Origin of the sequence: Burkholderia sp. JPY481 (assembly GCF_038900515.1) — a bacterium.
Taxonomy (GTDB): Bacteria; Pseudomonadota; Gammaproteobacteria; order Burkholderiales; family Burkholderiaceae; genus Paraburkholderia; species Paraburkholderia youngii.
Window position 1 is genome coordinate 12,823 of the sequence record NZ_JAYMRT010000030.1, and the last position, 20,986, is coordinate 33,808.

General features: G+C 65.0%; 14 protein-coding genes. 7 read left to right on the plus strand and 7 right to left on the minus strand.

From position 1 onward, the window contains the following. The 4 genes from VSR82_RS35855 to VSR82_RS35870 form a co-directional block, all read right to left on the minus strand. Entirely contained in the window at window positions 1-594 is a 594-nt protein-coding gene (locus tag VSR82_RS35855; protein WP_368581706.1) for a ParB-like protein, read from the minus strand. A gap of 84 nt (window positions 595-678) precedes the next feature. Further along, entirely contained in the window at window positions 679-1,293 is a 615-nt protein-coding gene (locus tag VSR82_RS35860) for a transglycosylase SLT domain-containing protein (protein ID WP_429455740.1), read from the minus strand. Window positions 1,294-1,408: 115 nt separating this feature from the next. Continuing rightward, entirely contained in the window at window positions 1,409-3,163 is a 1,755-nt protein-coding gene (gene mltA / locus VSR82_RS35865; RefSeq protein ID WP_429455739.1) for a murein transglycosylase A, read from the minus strand. Between the two features lie 37 nt (window positions 3,164-3,200). After that, window positions 3,201-5,183, minus strand: coding sequence for a protein kinase domain-containing protein (locus VSR82_RS35870; protein WP_429455738.1), 1,983 nt, complete (start codon window positions 5,181-5,183; stop codon window positions 3,201-3,203). 275 nt (window positions 5,184-5,458) lie between these two features. Between VSR82_RS35870 and VSR82_RS35875 the strand changes: the two genes are divergently transcribed. The 3 genes from VSR82_RS35875 to VSR82_RS35885 all read left to right on the plus strand — a co-directional run bounded on the left by VSR82_RS35875 (window position 5,459) and on the right by VSR82_RS35885 (window position 14,051). Further along, on the plus strand, window positions 5,459-7,723 hold the full coding sequence (locus VSR82_RS35875) for a CHAT domain-containing protein (protein ID WP_429455737.1): 2,265 nt from the start codon (window positions 5,459-5,461) through the stop codon (window positions 7,721-7,723). Between the two features lie 20 nt (window positions 7,724-7,743). Further along, on the plus strand, window positions 7,744-9,417 hold the full coding sequence (locus VSR82_RS35880; protein ID WP_429455736.1) for a ShlB/FhaC/HecB family hemolysin secretion/activation protein: 1,674 nt from the start codon (window positions 7,744-7,746) through the stop codon (window positions 9,415-9,417). 83 nt (window positions 9,418-9,500) lie between these two features. Then, window positions 9,501-14,051: a beta strand repeat-containing protein gene (locus tag VSR82_RS35885; RefSeq protein ID WP_498858535.1), complete on the plus strand. Its 4,551-nt coding sequence runs from the start codon at window positions 9,501-9,503 to the stop codon at window positions 14,049-14,051. Here VSR82_RS35885 and VSR82_RS35890 read toward each other — a convergent pair. Genes VSR82_RS35890 through VSR82_RS35900 form a run of 3 tightly spaced genes read right to left on the minus strand, consistent with a single transcriptional unit; the run spans window position 14,048 to window position 16,488 of the window. After that, window positions 14,048-14,851, minus strand: a complete 804-nt coding sequence (locus VSR82_RS35890) for a glycosyltransferase family 2 protein (RefSeq protein WP_368581953.1) — start codon at window positions 14,849-14,851, stop codon at window positions 14,048-14,050. The two genes, VSR82_RS35885 and VSR82_RS35890, sit on opposite strands and share 4 nt — an antisense overlap. A gap of 31 nt (window positions 14,852-14,882) precedes the next feature. Next, window positions 14,883-15,677 carry a PP2C family protein-serine/threonine phosphatase gene (locus VSR82_RS35895; protein ID WP_498858536.1) on the minus strand — a complete coding sequence of 265 codons (795 nt, stop codon included), beginning with the start codon at window positions 15,675-15,677 and terminating at the stop codon, window positions 14,883-14,885. 34 nt (window positions 15,678-15,711) lie between these two features. Then, window positions 15,712-16,488, minus strand: coding sequence for a hypothetical protein (locus VSR82_RS35900; RefSeq protein ID WP_410842505.1), 777 nt, complete (start codon window positions 16,486-16,488; stop codon window positions 15,712-15,714). A 779-nt stretch (window positions 16,489-17,267) separates the two neighbouring features. On the opposite strand from VSR82_RS35900, the gene tssA reads away from it, so the two are divergent. The 4 genes from tssA to VSR82_RS35920 are packed head-to-tail and all read left to right on the plus strand — an operon-like array spanning window position 17,268 to window position 20,949. After that, a complete protein-coding gene (gene tssA, locus VSR82_RS35905; protein WP_410849387.1) occupies window positions 17,268-18,299 on the plus strand; it encodes a type VI secretion system protein TssA in 1,032 nt (343 codons plus the stop codon). A gap of 45 nt (window positions 18,300-18,344) precedes the next feature. Then, entirely contained in the window at window positions 18,345-18,893 is a 549-nt protein-coding gene (tssB, locus tag VSR82_RS35910) for a type VI secretion system contractile sheath small subunit (RefSeq protein ID WP_429455733.1), read from the plus strand. 25 nt (window positions 18,894-18,918) lie between these two features. After that, on the plus strand, window positions 18,919-20,415 hold the full coding sequence (tssC, locus tag VSR82_RS35915; RefSeq protein ID WP_368581716.1) for a type VI secretion system contractile sheath large subunit: 1,497 nt from the start codon (window positions 18,919-18,921) through the stop codon (window positions 20,413-20,415). A 45-nt stretch (window positions 20,416-20,460) separates the two neighbouring features. After that, the gene (locus VSR82_RS35920; RefSeq protein WP_368581717.1) at window positions 20,461-20,949 is read left to right on the plus strand and encodes an Hcp family type VI secretion system effector; all 489 of its coding nucleotides are present in this window, start codon (window positions 20,461-20,463) and stop codon (window positions 20,947-20,949) included. The last annotated feature ends 37 nt before the right edge of the window (window positions 20,950-20,986 follow it).

A 20,986-nucleotide genomic window follows, 5' to 3' on the forward strand; every position in this document is an offset into this window, starting at 1 on the left:
TCAATCCTTTCGACCGAGATAGCCCGGCAGTCCCAATGCCAAGTCGCTCTTTGCCAGCTTCAAGGCTTCCTTGAGCAAAGCCGAGAACTTTTCGTCGCTATCGGGCCGCGGCAACATCGCGCGGAAGAAGTCGGCCCAGCGAAATTCTTCCAGCGGGACATTGGTTTTTTCATAGCCGCCGGCATCGCGGACCGCTGCCGCGAGGCTTCGATATTCGTCGTCTTTCAGTTCCCAGACGTGCTGCGCCAGGTCGGAGAAAGGCCGGCGCACCCCTTGCGCATCATACGGAAAGGTCCATCGTTCGTTTTCCATGCTGAGCCAGAACGACGCCCACGTGTACGAGGAAAGATCCCGCACCAGCACGACCGGAACCGAGCGCACGCCAACCTGCCACAGCGCCGCCGCCACATGGTGATGATCGATCGCGAACGGTATGCCTTTCGGTCCGCAGACGATCGGTATCGGCTTTTCGGCTATGGCCATTTGCAGGTCATGGCCGCTCAGCGATCGGTATTGGCGCGCTTTTTCCCGCACCTCGCGCGCGCCGTGGGTCATCTGCGTCGGACGCAGTTCTTCGATTTGCCGCGTGTCCATGCCGGTCTCCCAATACGGATGCACGACGGTCTACGCATATTTCATGCCCCGAAGGCGAGCGGTTGACGACCGAAGCGCGGGCCGTTATTCCTTTTGCGTACGCAGCAATAGAGCAAAACGCTGCATACGGACGACCACGCGGCGCGCATAGCCCTTTCCGCCCCCGCTGTACCGCCACAGCGCGGCGTTGACGTCGCCCCCAGAGGCATCGAGGTAATCGCGCAATATCGACGAGCCGATGCGGATATTGACGATGGGATCGTCGAGTTCCTCGACACTGGCGAATGCCTGCGGATGGGCGGCGGGCAATATCTGCATCAGTCCGTGGGCACCGGCCGCGCTCACCGCGCGCGGGTCGAAGCCGGATTCGACAGCCATCACCGACAACAGCAGAACAGGCGACATCGAATAGCGGTCCGCTTCGGTGAGGACGGCTTGTGCAATCTTCAACGAATCGGCAGTCGATAGGCGAAATTGCGCGCGCAGCGCGGCGACGATGTCGTCGGGACTCGACACAGGATGAGCCTCCGTCGCCTCGCGGCCACCGGATGTTTGCGCCTTGGCGTAGTGCAACAGACTGCAAAGTGCGAGGGCCGTCGTCATTAAAGCAAGCCGCAATAATGTGTATCTCCAACGTGCTTTGGCAACGGCATGGTTTGGTGCGTGCATATGATCAGGGATGAGCCCGGATGCAAGCACTGTAAAGACGATATCGTCGAAGTCTTCAAAAAAGATCAGTAGTGCGCGTAAAAATGGTGTAAAGATCCTGAAGATCTGGAGGGTGTTCTAGCGCCGCGCGCACCGTCGAGGATGCCTACGGCGCATCGTCCACACACAGCACCGGATCGCTGACCAGACAATCCGCATCGGATGGGGCAGGCGCACCGCCGCGCGTTTTCAACGATGTCTGCTGCGCGGCGATGCGCAAGCCTTTGGGCAGCAGCACCCACATGCGCAGCCGCTCTTTGGTGTGGCTCGCCTGGGTCTGCGCGGTTTGACCGAAGCCGTAGAAATAGTCCGCTCTGACGGCGCCCTGAATCGCGCCGCCCGAGTCCTGCGCGAGCATCAGGCGGTTGATCGCACCGGGTGCCTGAGGATCGTCACGCGTGGACACGAATACCGGCGCGCCGAGCGGCGTGGTGCGCGGATCGACGGCCACCGAGCGGCCCGCCGACAGCGGCACGCCCAGCGCGCCCAGCGGACCGTTCGGCGAATCGGGAATCGCACGAAAGAACACATAGCTCGGATCGGAAATCGCGAACACAGGGTGAGGTTTCGGCGCATTCGACGTTTGTGCATTGGTTCCGGCTCCAGCCGCATTGCCGGCAGCGTGCCCGCCAGTGGAGCCCGAGACCGCCGGCCTGATCGCGCCTGCATTCGCTGGCGTGGTCGTCGCCAGTGTGAAACCGCGCAGCAACGGTGAGGTCGGTTCGTCGTCGCCGTCGGCAGCCGTTGCGTTGCCGTTGTTGCTCGCGGCGGCCGCGCGGTCGTCGCTGACGTCGACCTCCATCTCCATGCCACGCACGACGAGCTTGCGCGCGCCGGCCGTCGCGTTGCCGTTGCGCGCGAGCGGCGGCAGGAACGGTCGGCCGTTCTGTTCCGCATAGGCGAAGCGGCGAATCGAGCCGTCGCTCATGCGGACCTTGCCCGCACCTTGCAACTGCATCGAGTAGAGCATCACCGGGTCGTCGACATACGCGAGGATCGGCGCCTTCAGTGTGCCGCGCTCGATCTCGGCGCGGGTGTAGTACGGCACGATGCGCCCGCCGTCGAGCCGCAGCCGGATCTTCTTGTCGCGGATATCCGGCACGCTATCGCGCAGGTCCAGCGCGTAGACGCCCTTGAGGTCGCCAGTCGTTGCATCGCTGAGCGGGATCACGTTACGTCCATCGATGCGCGCCGCGCTCACGCCGCCGCGCGCGCGGTCCGGCAAGCGCCGCGCATCGAGGTAGAGCATGTCGGCCGGCGTGCCGTAGACCGGATAAAGGTAGGCGCCGCCGTACTGCTGGCTGCCGTTGAGCAGCGGCTCATAGTAGCCGGTCATCGTGCCGTCGAGCGAACGGTCGGGATTGCGGATCTGGTACGCGTTGAAATACGTTTCGAAGAAACGCCGGATCGCCGCGACGTTGCCAACGTCCACGGCTCGCGCAGCATTGCACGGCTCCGACCAGCCGCTGCGCGCGCCGAGCACGGTGCAACTGCGGCGAAACGCTTCCCACGACGCGGTGACGTCGTCCGTATCCCAGCCGGGGAGATCGGCGAAAGCGGTCGGCTCGTAGTAGGCGTGGCGCGTCGCGAAGCCGCCGCTCGACTCGGTCCTGGGGCGCGGGTTACCGGAGCCGGTGGAGGTGCCCGGTGCCGTCGCTTGTGTCGTTGCGGGAGCGGGCGTAGCAGCTGGTACGGTTGGCGGCGCGGTTCGCGATGCCTGCGCCGTTGGCGCAACCTGCTCGACCGGCGATGCCCCTGCATGGCTCGCGTCCCCCAGGATCACGCTGGTCGCGCGCGTGTTGCCCGCGCAAGCCGCGAGCGTGGCTGTCAGCGCAAGCAGGAGAAGCTGAGCCCTTTGCATGCGGCCTCCTTGCGAACCATCTCAAACGTCGGGAGCGCTAGCCGCGCGGCTTGACGGCATCGATGGTGAACGTGGCGGCGCCGAACGCGCCGGCGCAATCCGCGGTGCCTGCCGGGCAACGCGGCTTGCCCGCGAACGGCGAATAATGCGGGCCGCGGCGCGGGGCCGCCTGCTGCTGGGCATCAGCGGGGAACGACTGGAACGGCGCCGCGGACTTCAGTCCGCCGTCGGAAAAATCGCGCGGCGTCGTCGACACCAGCGTCAGGAAGTGATTGGGACCCGGCGGGTTGCCCGCCAGCATCGGCCAACTGGCGCGCGGCAACGACAGCGTCTGACCGGCGGCGATCCGGTTGTTGCGATCGAGTCCGTTCGGAAACAACATCAGGTACTGACCGTCCGGATCGACCATGAACACATACACGTAGCCCGCACGGTTGCTGTCGAGTTTGAACTGCAGATAGTCCTTGCCGATCGTGGCGGACGTTCTGCCCGGGGTGGCGGTAACCTGAATCGACGGATCGGCCAGCGTCACGATTCGCTCGAGTTCGCTGGCGGGGGTGAAGGGTGCGAGATTGTCGGCTTGTTCGGGTGGTGTGGCGGGCGCGGTAATCGTGACAGGCGAAGGAGGAGCCGGCGCAATGGGGGCAACAGCAGCAACGGCGGCCGGATTTGGAGCGGCATTGCCAGACGTCTGCGCTGGAGTCTCGGCCGGCTTCGGCGAAGCCGTGTCGTGCGCATTCGTGCTTGCAGTGACAGCCGGGCTCGCGGCCGGTGGTGTACGCATCGCAAACCACGTACCGATCCCCGCGAGGGCCACGACGCAAAGAGCACCTGCCGCGATCAATCCCGTGCGCTTCCGTTGACTACCGGCTGGTGCAGGAACGGCCGCCGCGGCTGGCTCATCGCGCTTCGCCTCGACAGTGGCGGCTGGCGCCGTTCGCGGCGCAGCGGTACTCGCTGTCTCGACCGAAACGCGCGTGTTGGGTTCGATCGCCGCATCCGCGTCATCCCGCGTATCGATGGCAATGCCCAGTTCGTCCGCCAGCGCCTGAACGCTTTGCGGGCGATCTTCGGGGCGTACCGCGAGCGCATGATCGATCGCGCGCAGGAACCGCTCGCTATACCGGCCGGCCGCGGCTGTGGCGAGCGGTACATACGTGTCGCTCATCAGCCTGCCGACGGAAGGCGGCGGTGTCTTGCCCTGAATCGCGAAATAGATGACCGCGGCGAGTGCGTACACATCGGTCCACGGCCCCTGTTTCAACGCCGCCACTTCGGCATATTGCTCGACCGGCGCATAGCCCGGCTTCAGGATCACGGTCAAGGCCTGGGTCATGTCGCCGATCACGCGCCGCGCCGCGCCGAAGTCCAGCAGCACGGGGCGGCCGCTGCCCTTGAGCAGCATGATGTTGTCCGGCGCGATGTCGCGGTGATAGCACTGCGCCGCATGCAACACCGCCAGCGCTTCGAGCAGCGGCGCAAGCAGCGCGCGCAGCCAGGCTTCATCGGGTGGGGCGCTCATGCGGCGCAAGCCGTCGCGCAGCGTCACGCCCTCGTAATACGGCATCACCATGTACGCGGTGCCGTTGGCCTCCCAGAACCGGTACACCTTGACGAGCGAATGATGATCGAAGCGGGCGAGCAGCCGCGCTTCGTTGATGAAGCTTTTCAGGCCGGCGCGGAAAGTGTCTTCATGACGTTCCGAGCGGACCGATACTTCGGCCGCGCCGACGCGCGTGGCGAGCGCGGCGGGAATGTATTCCTTCAGCGCGACGTGACGTCCTAGCTGGGTATCGTAGGCGAGATAGACGATGCCGAAGCCGCCTTCGCCAATCAGATCGACGATCTCGAACTCGCCGAGCCGGGTGCCGGCGGGCAGCGCATGTTGCGCGTTCGAACCCTGCGCGGCGGGGCGGAGGACGACTGTACGATCGGCGCCCGCCGCATCGGCGGGGTTCTGCTGGCCGTCCGGTCCGGACGCCTGTTGCACGATCACGGTTTTGTCGTCGGGGCTGCTCATCGGCTTTGGCTCCCTGGAGGGTACGACGGCTGAGCCCGGCACATGCGAGCGCCACCCTCACGCGCAGGCGCGTCCATCCTTAAGACGAGCGAGCGAGCCATTTTTTGAAATCGGGCCGGCCCGCGCGCTGGCATTGGTCCGCGTGCGGCCGCCAGTTTCAAAATCGGCGGGCCGAATTCGTCTATACGGTGTTAGTCAATCGCTGCGTGCAGCTTGCGGGTTGTACGCGCATTCCATCCCAGCCGCTTCCTTTTGCCTTCTTGCAGGAAGTTAAAGTGAACGAGCGCCAAGGCCTATCGAGCGGGATGGCACACAGCGTCGTGCAACGCGATTCGCGGCGTGCGGTCATTGCACGGGCACTCCGGATCGATGCCGCGTGGATCACGGGCGCGCTCGTGATTGGCTCGATACTGCTGGGCGCGGCGGGCAATTCGCTGGCCGCCGGCCCGTCCGCCGCCGCGGCGCGGCCCGCGAGCGGCGTGGCCCTCGCGCCCGAGTCGTTCGCCTTTCGTCAGGCCGACGAACGCGAACGCGACGCCGAAACGATCAACACGTTGACGTCCGAAGGGCGTCTGCTGTTGTCGCGTGACCGCGTCAAACTCCCTGCCTACGACTATTGCAGCATGTCCGTCGCGGCCGCCGAGCGCGGCGACTTCCGCGACAGCGTCGATGCCGCGGCGCGCGCGCTGGTGGTGGCCGGGCAGACCAACAATGAGGATCTGGCGGCCCTGTCCAAACGCGACCTCGCGATCGCCTACAGCTATGCCGGCGACCTCGACAACGCCGAACGCTATGCCCGCGATGCGCTAGCTTCCACGCCGAAGGCGCCCGAGCAGGTCTTTGCTCCGGCCAACAAGGTGCTCGGCGATGTCGCGTTGCGCCGGGGCAAGCCGCAGCAGGCGCTGGCCGCCTACGAAGACGCGCTGACGACCGCGTCGCCGCGCTACAAGCCGCTGGTGCTGATGTCGATCATCAACGCGCAGCTTGCCGAGGGCGATACGCTCGGCGCGCGCCAAACCTTCGACGCGGTCGGCGCCCCGGCCACCGCGGAGCTAGCACCCGCCTACCGGCGCATCGAAGGCAATCTGCTGCTGGCCGAAGGCAAGCCCGAGGAGGCGAAACACGCGTTCGAAACGCTGTTGAGCGAAAGCGGCAATTCCAGCGACGCCAACTACGACCGTCTGTGGGCTCACGAAGGCATCGGCCGCGCCGACCTCGCGCTCGGTGACAAGGCGAATGCGCGCGAAGCCTACCTGCTCGCCGTCGACGACTCCGAGAAAATCCGCGCGCGGTTTCGCAGCGACGAGTTCAAGACGGCGCTGTTCGGCGACACGCAAACGGTCTTCGAACAGGCGATCGCGCTGACGGTCGAAACCGGCGACTACGCGATTGCCTGGGATCTATCCGAACGCAGCCGGGCGCGTGCGCTGCTCGACGTGGTGCGCAATCGCGTCGATACCGGCGTCGACGACCGTCAACTGAACGGGCAGGTGCCGAGCCTCGCCGCGACGCGCAATGCGCTCGAGCCCAACGAGGCGATCGTGGAGTTTCACAGTCTCGACAAGGAGCTGATCGTCTGGGTGGTGCGTGCCGATGGCCTGACCGGCCACACGTTGCCAATTGCGCGCGCGGACATGGATGCCGCCGTGACCGACCTGCGCAATGCGATCGTGCGCCGGCGGCCGGCCGGGCTGACCTACGGCGACAAGCTCGACGCGTTGCTGATCGCGCCGCTCGGCCTGCGCCCGAACGAGCGGCTGATCATCGTGCCGCACGGCGCGCTGCACTATCTGCCTTTTCAGGCTCTGCACGATGCCGACGGCTTTCTGATCGAACGCCATGCGATCGCACTCGTACCCTCGGCGAGCGTCGCGGTGCAACTCGCTCAGCGCCAGCGGAAGATCGCGAGCGATCTGGTCGCGTTCGGCAATCCGACCATCACGCCTGCTTATGCGCTGCCGGGCGCCGAGGCGGAAGTGCAGGGTATTGCGCCGCTGTTCGCGCGCAACGAAGTGTTCCTGCATAGCGATGCCACGCGCCTGAGCTTTCGCGACAACGCGCCCGCCGGACGCGTGCTGCACGTCGCGACGCACGCGCAGGCCGACACCATCGATCCGTTGCACTCGAGCATCCTGCTCGCGCCCGCGACGCAGCCCGCCGACGGCCCGGACTCGCTGCTCGCGAAAGACATCTACAACCTGAAGCTCAACGACGTGTCGCTCGTCACGCTGTCGGCCTGCGAGACCGGGCTCGGCCGGATCGCGCGCGGCGACGAGATTCTCGGCTTCACGCGGGCGTTCTTCTATGCCGGCGCAACCAGCCTGATCGTGTCGATGTGGCCGGTCGCCGACGAATCGAGCGCGCTGACGATGCGCACCTTCTACGCGCAACTCGCGCAAGGCCATGAGGCGATCGACGCGATGCGCACCGCGCAACTGGCGGTTCTGCACACGCCGCGCTTCGCGCATCCGTTCTTCTGGGCGCCATTCGATCTGATGGGTGGCTGGCGTTTGACCATCGCGCGTCAGCAACAGGGATGAACCCAACCAACCCTAGACCGATGAGAAGACTCCGACTGATCGCCGCGGCGGTGTCCTGCAGCAGTGCGCTCGCGTGGGGCCAGACATTGCCGAACGCGGGCAGCATCCTGAACCAGACGGCGCCGCGCGAGACCCGGCCCGCGCCGCCGGGCGGCAATCAGGCGCTGCCCGCCGTGCCGCCGCCGGCGGCGCCCGTGACGGCGCCCGGTCCGACCTTCCTGCTGAACAGCATCACGCTGAAGGGCAACGACACGATCGCCAGCGATGCACTGCTCGCGCCCGTGCAAGACAAGCTCGGCAAGCAAACCAGTTTCGCCGGGCTCGAAGAAATTGCCGCGCGCATCACGCAGGTCTATCGCGATCACGGCTATCTGCTCGCCCAGGTGGTGATCCCGCCGCAGGACGTCACGTCCGGCAACGTCGAATTGAGCGTGCTCGAAGGACGCGTCGGCCACGTGCGGCTCGATATCGCGGCCGGCACGCCGATCCGCGAAGACCTGTTGCGCGCGCGGGTCGCGCAGATTCCGCTGGGCAAGCCGCTGCAGCAGCACGAACTCGAACGGACCATGCTGCTGCTGTCCGATCTGCCGGGTATTCAGGTTTCCTCGGCGATCGAAGCGGGCGAGGAGCCGGGCACGGTCGATCTGACCGTCAACGTCGCGCCGGCCAAACGCTGGACCTTTGCGCTCGATGTCGACAACTTCGGCGCGGAGTCGAGCGGTACCTGGCGGCTCGGTGCGCTCGCGCGCCTGAATTCGCCGTTCATGATCGGCGACAACCTCGACCTGCGGCTGCTCGGCAGCGAACGCGGCGACACGCTTTATGGGCGCATCGGCTACGAAGCGCCGATCAATGCGCAAGGAACGCGCGTCGGGGTCGCGGTGTCGCGGCTCAACTATGTGCTCGGCAAGGAATTCGCGTCGCTCGACGCGCAGGGCGAGGCGACCGTGGTGGACTTCACGCTCACGCATCCACTCGTGCGCACACGCAATCAGAGCCTGTTGGCACGCGTGAATCTCGAGTACCGCGACCTGATCGACAACATCGGCGTCGTCGATCAACACAATCCCAGATCGCTCGTTGAGGGCAGTGTCGGCCTCAGCTACGAAAGCCGCGACGCGCTGTTCGGCGGCGGCTTCAACAGCGCGGATGTCGAACTGTTGATCGGCAGTCTGCATTTTCGCAACGCGCAGGCCGAGGCACTCGATGCGTCGCCGCTCGGGCGCGACACGCAAGGCACCGAAGTGCGCGCGACGTTCTTCGCGAACCGCCTGAACGCGATCACCGAGCGGCTCAGCGTATTCGCAGGCGTATCCGGCCAGTGGGCCGGAACCACGCTCGACAGTTCGTCGCGCTTCCTGCTCGGCGGCCCGCACGCGGTGCGCGCTTATTCGCCGTCCGAGGCACTGGTCGACGAGGGTTTCGTCGCGACCCTCGAAGGGCGCTTTGCGATCGATGCGCGGGCCACCGTGTTCACGTTCTTCGACTTCGGTACGGGCTGGTACAACGCGACGTCGCGCCCGGGCCAGGGGTCGAACGTGATCACGCGCAGTGGCGTGGGTCTCGGCGCGTTCTGGGCCGCGCCGGGCGGTTTTTCGCTACAGGGCACGGTCGCATGGCGCACGACCGGGCCCGATACGACCGGCAATGACAGACTGCCGCGCTTTTATGTGCAACTGACCAAGACGTTCTAGCAGGCAGCCAAACGCAGCCAGACGCGACCAAACGCAACGCAACGCAACGCAACGACAAGCAGCAATCTGTGCCGAGGTGTGTGATGAACAAGCCATGCAATGTGCGACCCGCGCATGCGAGCACGATCGCCGGTGCGGTCGCCGCGTTGTTCGCGGCATCGTATATGCCGCTCGTGCTCGCGAATCCGACCGGCGGCCAGGTGGTGGCCGGCACGGTCAGCATCAACTCGCCGTCCGCTGGCCAGATGCACATCACGCAGGGCTCGTCCAATGCGATCGTCAACTGGAACACGTTTTCGATCGGCAGCGGCGAAGCGGTCCGCATCGCGCAGCCGTCGGCTTCCTCCGCGCTGCTCAACCGCGTGATGGGCAACGACCCCAGCGTGATCGCCGGACGCTTGCAGGCCAACGGCAAGGTGTTTCTCGTCAATCCGGCGGGGGTGATCTTTGCGCCAGGGTCCTCGGTGAACGTGGGATCGATGGTCGCTTCGACGCTCAATATCTCGAATGCCGACTTTCTTGCCGGCAACTACCATTTCGTCGGCGCGTCCGCGGCGGCGCTCAGCAATGCCGGTTCGCTGACGGCGGCCGAGGGCGGCACCATCGCGTTGCTCGGCGGCACGGTCAGCAATAGCGGCACGGTCAGCGCGAAACTGGGCACCGTCGCGCTGGGCGCGGGCAACGACATCACCGTCGACTTCGCCGGCGACGGTTTGACCACGCTGAAGATCAACCAGGGCGCGGCGCACGCGCTGATCGGCAATACCGGCACGCTGGCCGCCGACGGCGGCACCGTCGTGATGAGCGCACAGACGGCCGATGCGCTGGCCGGCACGGTCATCAACCAGCAAGGCATCGTGCGCGCACAAGGCCTCAGCGAGCATAACGGCCACATACTGCTCGACGGCGGCACGAATGGCGTGACCCAGGTGGGCGGTACGCTCGACGCCAGCGGCGGCGCAGGGCAAACCGGCGGCAGGATCGACGTGACCGGCTACGACGTGGCGCTGCTGCCCGGGGCGTACATCGATGCGAGCGGCGCCGCTGGCGGCGGCACCGTGCACTTCGGCGGCGGCCCGGCGGGCGCGGACCCCGCCATCCGCGATGCCAATGCGATCTGGATGTCGCCCACCGCCAGCATCCATGCGGATGCGCTCGTCGACGGCAATGGCGGCAACGTCGTCGCTTACAGCGAAACGGCCAGCCGCATTTACGGCACGTTGACCGCGAAGGGCGGTCCGCGGGGCGGCAACGGCGGCTTGATCGAAACGTCCGGCCACACGCTCGATACGACCGGCATGAGCGTCGATGCATCGGCGCCGAAAGGTCAGGGCGGCCGGTGGCTGCTCGACCCGTTCGAGGTCGACATCGTGACGCAGATACCGGATGTCACCGCTGCGCCGGTCCAAACGCAAACCGCGGCCGATTCGAACACGATGACGTTCGGGCCGATCACCGGCAGCACGTTCATCCTGAACACGGCGCTTACCGGCCCGCTGAGCCTTGGCACGTCGGTGACGGTACTGACAGGGACCGATCCCAACCTGGGCGCGGGCGACATCGTCGTCGACGCGCCGCTCAACCTCACGACCGGCACGCTTCCCGCCACGCTGAAGTTGAGCGCGACGGGATCGGTGCTGGTCAACAACACCATCACGTCGAGCGCCGGGCCGCTCAGCCTCGTATTCGATGCGAACGTGGGCGGCACGAGCCCGCTCAGCCTGGTCTCGTTCCAGCGCGTCACGGTGAGGACCAACGGCGGCAGCGTGACGTTGGGCAGCGGCGGCGCGAGCCCGGTCCTGATCCAGAACTCGAACATCGACACGGCGGGCGGCGATCTGACGGTGACCGGCACGTTCCCGATCAATGGCGTGGCGATTGGCTATCTGGTCACGTCGTCGTCGGGCGTCTTCATCGACGCGTCGACCATTTCCACGCAGGCCGGCCTGTTCTCGCTGTCGGGCGTCGCGCTGGGCGCGAACGCCAACGGCGTGGCGATCGAAGACGCCAGCGCGCTTTCGACGACGAGCGGCGCGCTGCGTATCACCGGCACGGCGATCGCCGGCGGCGGAGGCAACGACGGCGTCTTCGCGCAAGGTAACAACACGATTCGAACCGGCAGCGGCGCGCTCACCATCAGCGGTGCCGGCAGTTCGAATATCGAGGATCAGGGCATCGGAGTGTTTCTATCCAGCACTTCCGCCAGCACGACGAGCGGGGCATTGAGCGTGAACGGCAGTGCCTCTGGCAGCGGCGCAACGGGCGTGTTCCTGAGCGGCGGCGCCACGGTGGGCGGGAGTGCCACGCCGCAACCTGGGCTCAGCAGTTCGGGCGGCGCGATCTCGGTCAACGGGAGCGTCGCGCAAAGCGCGCAAGGGGGCTTCGGCGTCGAGATTCAGAACACCACGATCTCCAACACGACCGGCTCGATCGGCGTGACGGGCAATGTCAACGGCACAGCCACCGGCGGCACCTTCGCGGACGGCGTCTTTTTTTCGGGCGCCACGCTGAGCACCGGCAGTGGCGACATTTCCGCCGCCGGCAGCGTGTCGTCGAACATGAACGTCAGTATCGGCCTCGACATGCATGGGTCGTCGGTCCAGTCGACGAGCGGCAACATCAAGTTCACCGGACAAAGCGTCGGCGCCGCGGTGAACGGCGACTCGGTGATCGGACTGATGTTTGAGAACACGCCATGCGTGGAATGCGTCCAGACGGCCCCCGTATCGGTGACGACCGGAACGGGCACGGTGAGCCTGTTCGGCAGCGGCACCGGTCCGTTCGTGCAGGGCGTGCTGATCACCGACGGCACGACGATCACGTCGACCAACGGCGGGGCGATCGATATTCGCGGCACGGTGAGCGGCCCGGCCGGCAGCAGTCCGAACCTGCAGAACGACTTCGGCGTGCTGATCGCCAATGGCACGAACGGCGCGACCAGCACGCGTAACACGACGATCGGCATCGCCGGTTCGACTACCACGTCCGATCCGGGCGTCGCGATCGGCCTGGCCGTCCCGGAGGTCGAGCAGAGCGAGTTCGGGCTGCTCAATCCGACCACCGGCGTCACCGGCGGCATAACGACTGCGGTCGCCAATGCCGCGACCGACAACGTGACGATCTCGACCACGAGTCCCGGTTCGATCGTATTGCGCGCATTCAACGACGGCACCGCGAGCAGCCTCGGGATCACGCAGGCGACGCTGACGTCGCCGGGCGGCGTGCTGTCGATCATGCCGGCGTCGGTGGACCCGTCGAGCTTCGCGATCACCGCGCAGAACGCGACGCCGATCACGCTGTTCGGCACGGGCGGCGGCCTCAGCATCGACGCCCCGACTTTCTCGAGCTTCGCATCGATCCCGAACATCGTGCTAGGGTCCAGCACCCAAACCGGACGCATCACGGTAAACGGGCAGTGCGTATCGGCCGGCTCGCCTTGCGTGCCGACGCGGCCGTCCTTCGCGAACAATCTGACGCTGTCGAACCCGGGCGCGGGCAGTCAAGGGATCGCGCTGAGCTTCGGCATCTCGACCCCGGGCCAGACCTTGATGTTGTTGTCCGCCGGTCCCGTCACGGACCCCGGCGGCATCCAGACCGCCGGGCTGATCCTTGCCGGCCCCGGTAGCTTCACGCTGACCGATCCGCAAAACGACGTCGGCGTGCTGGCGATGGCCAATGCGGGCAACGTCGACTTCTCGAACTCGCATGGTTTCGTGATCGGGCCGCTGACGAGCCGGACGTTCGACACCGCCGCCAGCCAGCTGAACCCGATGAGCGTGACGAACTCCACGCTGACCGGCAACCTCGTCGCGACCGCCACGACCGGCAATATCGGGCTGGGCGCGGCCACGCCGTCCGCGACGGCGCCGAGCACGAATCTGAGCGCGGGCGGCTCGATCGATCTGGTGATGGAGAACGGCGTTTTCGTCGATGCGAACTCCGGCACACTTGGCGCCGGCAACGCATGGCGAGTCTGGGCCAGCACCTGGACCGGCGAAACACGCGGCAGCGTGCAGCCGAACACCGCGCAGCCGAATTTTTACGGCTGCCTGTTTGGCTCGGGCTGTAGTTGGGGCGGCACGGTGCCCGCTACCGGCAATCATTTCGTCTATGCCGCACGGCCGACGGTCACGGTCACCGCGGATGGCGCGACGCGCTTCGTCGGTGCGCCTAACCCGGCGTTCACCTATACGACGAGCGGCCTGATCAATGGCGACACCGCCGCGGGCACGTTGAGCGGCTCGGAGACGACCACGGCCACTCTGACGTCACCGGCGGGCGGTTATCCGATCGACCCCAACTTCACGTCCAGCGTTGGCTATATCGTCAACGAAGTGCCGGGCACGCTGACGGTGATTCCGTTCCAGAACTCGAACCCTCAGGGCCCGATTCCCAATCCGGTCGCGCAAAGCGGGCTGCAGACGTTTTTCAGCAGCCAGGAGCAGACGTTCGTCTACGAAAACAATCTGCAGGGCACCAACATCTGCATCGGCTCTAACCAGCCGCTCTTCAGCACGACGCCGCCGGGCGAGAATCAGGACATCCTCGCGGTCGAATGGAAACGGGTGCGCTCGCAGCCGAACCTGAACAGCTGCATGCTGACGAACGCCCAGCACGGTTGCGGCGACTTCTAGCGGGAGCGAGGCGAAGCGGACGGAACCGGCGGCGGCGCGCCTTCGGGCGAATGCAGCGCGCGCAGTTGCGCGATGGCGGCCTCGGCGCTCGCGACGAACCGCTGCGAGAGCCGCCATGCTTCGACGACGTCCTCGTGGACGGGCTGCTCCATGCCGAGGTGAATGCGGAAGAATCGCTCCGCGTGGATTTCCGGGTGGTAATGCTGGCGCACCCGCTTCGCGTCGATCAGCCGCCGGTTGCCGAACAGCCGGCTCAATGCCCACGAAAACGCGCCGTCTTCGCCACCGACGCGGCGAAAGAACACGTCGAGCGGAAACCCGCCCAGCGCGCGATACACCGCCCGCCGGATCACCAGACTGCTGGGCACGGTGTTGCTCAGGATTGCAGCGTATTTTTCGAAATCGGGATGCTCGACGATCGCGCGCGGAAAGCCCGCATAGTCGACATCGAGCCGCACCGATGCCTCTCCCGGACAGCGCTGCAGATAGCCACTCGCCGCAGCCAGCGCGCCGGGCAGGTATTCGTCGTCAGCGTCGATGAAAGCGAGCAGATCCTCGCTCGCGTGCATCGCGGCCCAGTTGCGCGCGGCCGCGACGCCGCCGTTCACGTGCATGCGCAGCACCTGCACGCGCGCGTCGAGGCGGCCGTAATGTTGCGCGACGTCGATCGAAGCATCGGTCGAGCCATCGTCGACGACGATGATTTGCGCGGCCTCCGGCTGAATCAGGCAGCTTTCGAGCGCGCGGCCAAGCGTTGCCGCCATCTGCAGACAGGGAATGATGATCGAGATCGGCATGATGCGAGCCCCGTTGCGATGCTGATCCGCTGCGTCACGGTTGTGCCGGGCCTGGCATCAACTGTGTCGCTTCCCCATCGTCACCGACCCACACCGCGAGCGCCGTGAAGTTGTCGTGATTCGTGCTGGCGTTCGCGCGCACCTGCTGCGCGAGTGCGTCGAGCCAGTCGCCGGGTGTCGCCGCATGGGCTAGCGCATCGGCGATGCCGGCGTCGTCGGCGTACTCCCACAGACCGTCCGTGCAGATCAGGAAAGCGTCGCCGTCGCGTAGCGCGAAGGTGCCGTCGATGCCCGCAATGGAAAGCGCGTCGCGGGTGCCCAGCGCCGCATACAGCACGTTGCGGCGCGGGTGATGGCGCATCTCCTCCTCGGTGAGCAACTGCGCGTCGACCATCTGCTGAACCATGCTGTGGTCGCGCGTGCGCGCGCTGATTTCGCCGTGGCGGAAGCAGTACAGGCGGGTGTCGCCGCAATGGGCCCATGCGGCCGTCGCGCATTCGCGATCGATGGCGAGCACCACGGCCGTCGAACGCATGTCTTTTTCACTGTCCTTGCCGCGCAACTGTTCTTCGAGGATGTTCTCGTTGGCATGCGTGAGCGAGCCGATCAGCCGTTCGCCGGTCGGCGGCAATTCGGCCACGGTCAGATAGCGCAAATCCGCCAGCACCGAATCGACGACGAGGCGCGCGGCGGTGTCGCCGCCGCCATGTCCGCCGGCGCCGTCGGCGACGACGCAATAGTAGAGCCGCTCGCTCGACCAGTCGCCGAACGAATCTTCATTGCGCGGGCGGTCGCCCTGGTCGGTCAGGCTTGCGGTGGCGAGTTGCACCGTTGACCTCTCATGTGCTCGTGGTCGGTCGACCTCATTCCTGTGCGTGCGACTGCGCGGACAGGATGCCCAGAACCAGCAGGATGACGATGCGATTGCCGGGCGCGATGTCGATGCCGAGGCTGTGCTCGATCCATTGGCCGATTTCCGTACGGGCGAAGTCGGCGGGTATCGAGCCTTTTTTCAGCGTGACGCCGAGCTTGCGTGCCCGGTAGTGATACGACGCGATGCCGTAACGCGCGGCGACTTGCGACAGACCGCCTTTCTCGTTCGACAGCCAGCCGAGACTGCCGGCGAGCAGCATGCGGTTCGCTTCGTCGAGCGAAGCGATGAAATCCGACGCGGATTCGCGGACTTCGGCTTCGTGCAGACCGTATTGCAGCAGGACCGAGCCGATCGGATCGGGGTGAAAGGCGGTTTGCCGGTCGATCTCGAGCATCACGTCGTCTTCATCGAGCGACACGTTGCGCTGATGGCTCGCGCTGCGCAGACAGTCGATCAGGTAGCGGCGGAAATAGGCGCACACGGCATGGCTGTTCGAGGGCGCGCTATGCAGCGGGAAGGTGGGCGAGGCGGTAGGCGCGGTATCGAGGCGGAACACCTTGAAATAGAGGAACTGCGAGATCAGTTCCTCCTTGTCCTCGCCCAGCGCCTGCAATTCCGAAGGATGGTAGCCGGTCAACGCGCGGCGCACGATCGTATAGATCGACGCCATTTCGTCGTGGCTCAGGCAGGTGCGGCGTTGCCACAGGTCGGGCAGCGCGCTCTCTCCAGCGTGGTCGGCCATTGCTGCGCTTTGGATATCTGCCACTTTTCACCCCGAGGTGTGAACTCCGCTTCCTGCGGCGGAGCCCGCTGCTGACACTACCCATTGCGCCGCGCTTGTGGTGCGCCGGCTTCCTGTCCCCCAACGAATCCGGCACTCGCTTTGCCGCCATATCGGGCTGATGCGAGTGCCAAACGCCTGCAATACCAGGCAATTCGGCCGGGCAACCGGCGCATGATTGGAAAACAAAGTTAGTCTATTGGCACGTTTTATTTATTACAAGGTAAAACTCAATATGTTATTCACCGCTTTGTCGCGGTGTTCTATCGCTATCAGGATTAACCCTGGACGAAATGTAAACGCTTACCGGTAGTCTCGAAAGGTCGAATTTTTTAAAAATCGAGCGCTTGATTCGTTTACTTAGATGTCGGGCGATCCCGCCAATCGCCTGTCCTGAAAGGGCGCGCTGGCGAGGTCGTAAGACGACTGGCCGAGCATTGGATGGTTAATGGTGACGGAACGAAAGGTGAAAACTTTTTAAATGTTTATGGAGTTGAATGGTATTACATATACTGTTTCGCTTAATTAAACAAAATCCGCTTCTATTGGTATCCGGCTTTGTTTTTCCGGGCTGCGTGCTATTCTCATATCGGATTGCCGCCGAGAATGGGCAATGCCCGCTAAAAACATCGCAATAGCTGGCACGGGCAATCTAATTAGAGTTAACACGTATTTCCGGGAAACGCTGATTCCTGGCGGGCAAGGGCAACCCGTACCGGTCACTTACGGTGCGTCGAGACTACTCATCCGAGACCGATACAGACATGGCCACGCTTCTCGCGGGCGAACTGCTCGCCGACATATCAGCTGCCAGTCCGTGCGGGGACGACCTCGAGTACGACCCTGACTTCCTTGCGCTCGAACAGGTCGTTCATGGCAAGCCGGAGGTGCAGTTCGGCGAGACCATGGTCGCCGCCACACCGCCCGACTGGAAAGTGGCCGAAGCGCTATCGCTCGATCTGCTCGCGAAAGGCCGCGACTTGCGTGTCGCGGTACACCTGGCGCGCGCGCTGCTCAATCGCCGGCGTTTCGCCGGCTTCGCCGAGGGCCTCGCGCTCGTCGAAGGCCTGCTCGAACAGCGCTGGGACCACGTCTACCCGCAGCTCGATCCCGACGACGACAACGATCCGACCGCCCGCGTCAACGCGCTCGCCGCGCTCGTCGACGCGTCCGGCATGCTGGTGGATGTGCGCGACGCGCCGCTCGCGTCGTCGCGCGCGCACGGTGTCGTCAGTTTGCGCGACATCGAATATGCGACCGGAGAAGTGCCGCTGCCCAAGGGCGTCGACGCGCCGTCGCTGAGTTCGATCGACGCGGTGATCGCCGACGCTCACGAAGACGCCGCCGAAGCGCACACGGCCTTGCTCGCGGCCACGCATAGCGCGACGCGCATCGAGACTGTATTGACCGAGCGTGTCGGCGCGGCGCGTTCCATCGATCTGTCGCCGCTGTCGAGACTGCTGCGGCGTGCGGCCGATTTTCTCGGCGAACGTCTGGACGTACCGGGCGGCGCGCCGCAAGCATCGACAAACGGCGACGCGGCCACGGGCGAGCACGCCGGCGCGGCGCCCGCACCCGTACCGGTGTCCGGCGACATCACGGACCGTCAGGACGTGATCCGCATGATCGACAAGATCTGCGCGTACTACGAGCGTCACGAACCCTCCAGCCCGGTGCCGCTGCTGCTGCTGCGCGCGCGCCGGCTAGTCGACAAGAACTTCATGGAAATTCTGCAGGACCTCGCGCCCGAAGGCGTGAGCCAGGCCCGGCAGGTCGGCGGTATAGAAAACGAGTAAGCAGTCAGGCGGGGATGTGCCTTTTCGCTTATAGCAACGCCAGTCATGCGCCATGCTGCTCGCGGCCGTGCGGCGTCAACCAGGGGAATCGTCGTGGCCAAGGAAAGCAGCCAGAAATTCATCGCGCGCAATCGAGCGCCGCGGGTTCAGATCGAGTACGACGTCGAAGTCTACGGCTCGGAGAAGAAGGTCAATCTGCCCTTCGTGATGGGCGTGCTGGCCGATCTGTCCGGTCAGCCGGCCGACCCGCTCGCGCCGGTGGCGGATCGAAAGTTTCTCGAGATCGACGTCGACAACTTCGACGAGCGTCTGAAGTCGATGAAGCCGCGCGTCGCCGTGCAGGTGCCGAACCTGTTGACCGGTGAAGGCAACCTCGCCGTCGACATGACCTTCGAGAGCATGGACGATTTTTCGCCCGCCGCGGTCGCGCGCAAGGTGGACGCGTTGGCGAAGCTGCTGGAGGCGCGCGGCCAGTTGCAGAACCTGCTGACCTATATGGACGGCAAGACCGGCGCGGAGGAACTGATCGCGAAGCTGCTCAACGATCCTGCGTTGCTGCAGTCGTTGGCGTCCGCACCGAAGCCGCAGGAATGAGCGTGACCTACAGGGGAGTCTGACCATGGCTGAACCTAGCACCGAAGGGCAAGCGCAACCCGGCGAGACGTCGCTTGAAACCAGCGATTTCGCGAATCTGCTGCAAAAGGAATTCAAGCCGAAGAGCGAGAAGGCGAAGGAAGCCGTCGAGACGGCGGTGCGCACGCTCGCCGAACAGGCGCTGCGCGATACCAACGTAATTTCGGGCGACGTGCTCGCGACGATCGAATCGCTGATCGCGCGGATCGACGAGAAGCTGACCGCCCAGGTCAATCAGATCATCCACTCGGAGGAGTTCCAGAAAGTCGAGAGCGCGTGGCGCGGCTTGCACTATCTGGTCAACAACACCGAGACGGACGAAACCTTGAAGATCCGCGTGATGAACGTATCGAAGGGCGATCTGTACAAGACGCTCAAGAAGTACAAGGGCACCGCGTGGGATCAGAGCCCGATCTTCAAGAAGCTCTACGAAGAGGAATACGGCCAGTTCGGCGGCGAGCCGTATGGCTGCCTGGTGGCCGACTATTACTTCGACAACAGCGGGCCCGACGTCGATCTGCTGACGCAGATCGCCAAGATCTCGGCCGCCGCGCATGCGCCGTTCATCGCCGGCGCCGATCCGGCTGTGATGCTGATGGATTCATGGCAGGAGCTGGCCAATCCGCGCGACCTGACGAAGATCTTCCAGACTCCTGAGCATGCCGCGTGGCGCTCGCTGCGTGAATCCGAGGATTCACGCTACGTCGGTCTCGCGATGCCGCGCTTTCTCGCGCGCGCGCCGTATGGCGCGAAGACCAATCCGGTCGAGGAATTCGATTTCGAGGAAGACACCGCGGGCGCGGACAGCAGCAAATACGCGTGGGCCAATGCGGCCTATGCGATGGCGACCAATATCAACCGCTCGTTCAAGATGTACGGCTGGTGTTCGCGGATTCGCGGCATCGAATCGGGGGGCGCCGTCGAAAATCTGCCGGTGCACGCGTTTCCCACCGACGACGGCGGCGTCGACATGAAGTGCCCGACCGAAATCGCGATCAGCGATCGCCGCGAAGCCGAACTCGCGAAGAACGGCTTCATGCCGCTCGTGCACAAGAAGAACTCCGATTTCGCGGCCTTCATCGGCGCGCAATCGCTGCACAAGCCCGCTGAGTTCGAAGATCCCGATGCCACCGCGAACGCGAACCTGGCCGCCCGCCTGCCTTATCTGTTCGCATGCAGCCGCTTCGCTCACTACCTGAAGTGCATCGTGCGCGACAAGGTCGGCAGTTTCAAGGAGAAGGACGACATGCAGCGCTGGCTGCAGAACTGGATTCTCCAGTACGTCGACGGCGATCCGGCGCACTCGAGCGAAGAATCCAAAGCCCGACGCCCGCTCGCTGCCGCCGAGGTGGTCGTCGAGGAAGTGGAGGGCAACCCGGGCTATTACACGTCGAAATTTTTCCTGCGTCCGCATTACCAGTTGGAAGGCCTGACCGTATCGCTACGGTTGGTTTCGAAGCTTCCGTCCGCCAAGGCGGCATGACGGAAATCCCCATTCAGTGACGAATTGCTTTGAGCGGAGAATAAGATGGCCATCGACATGTTCATGAAGCTGGGCGACATCAAGGGCGAGTCGCAGGACAAGACCCACAAGGAAGAGATCGAAGTGCTCGCCTGGAGCTGGGGCCTGAGCCAGAGCGGCACGATGCACATGGGCACGGGCGGCGGCGCCGGCAAGGTGTCGGTGCAGGATCTGTCGTTCACCAAATACAGCGACAAGGCGAGTCCGCCGATCATGGCGGCCTGCACCAAGGGCACCCACATCGACAAGGCCTTGCTGACCGTTCGCAAGGCCGGCGGCGACAATCCGCTCGAGTACTACAAGATCACGCTGGAAGGCGTGCTGGTTAGCTCGTATTCGACGGGGGGCTCCGGCGGCGAAGAGCGCTTCACCGAGAACGTCACGCTGAACTTCGAAAAATTCCATGTCGAGTATCAGCCGCAAAACGCCAAGGGCGCGAAGGAGGGCGGCGTGGTCGAAGTGAAATGGAACATCCCCGGCAACGCGGAAACCTGATCGGCTGTCGGCAAAAAGGGGCGACTGCACTGCACCG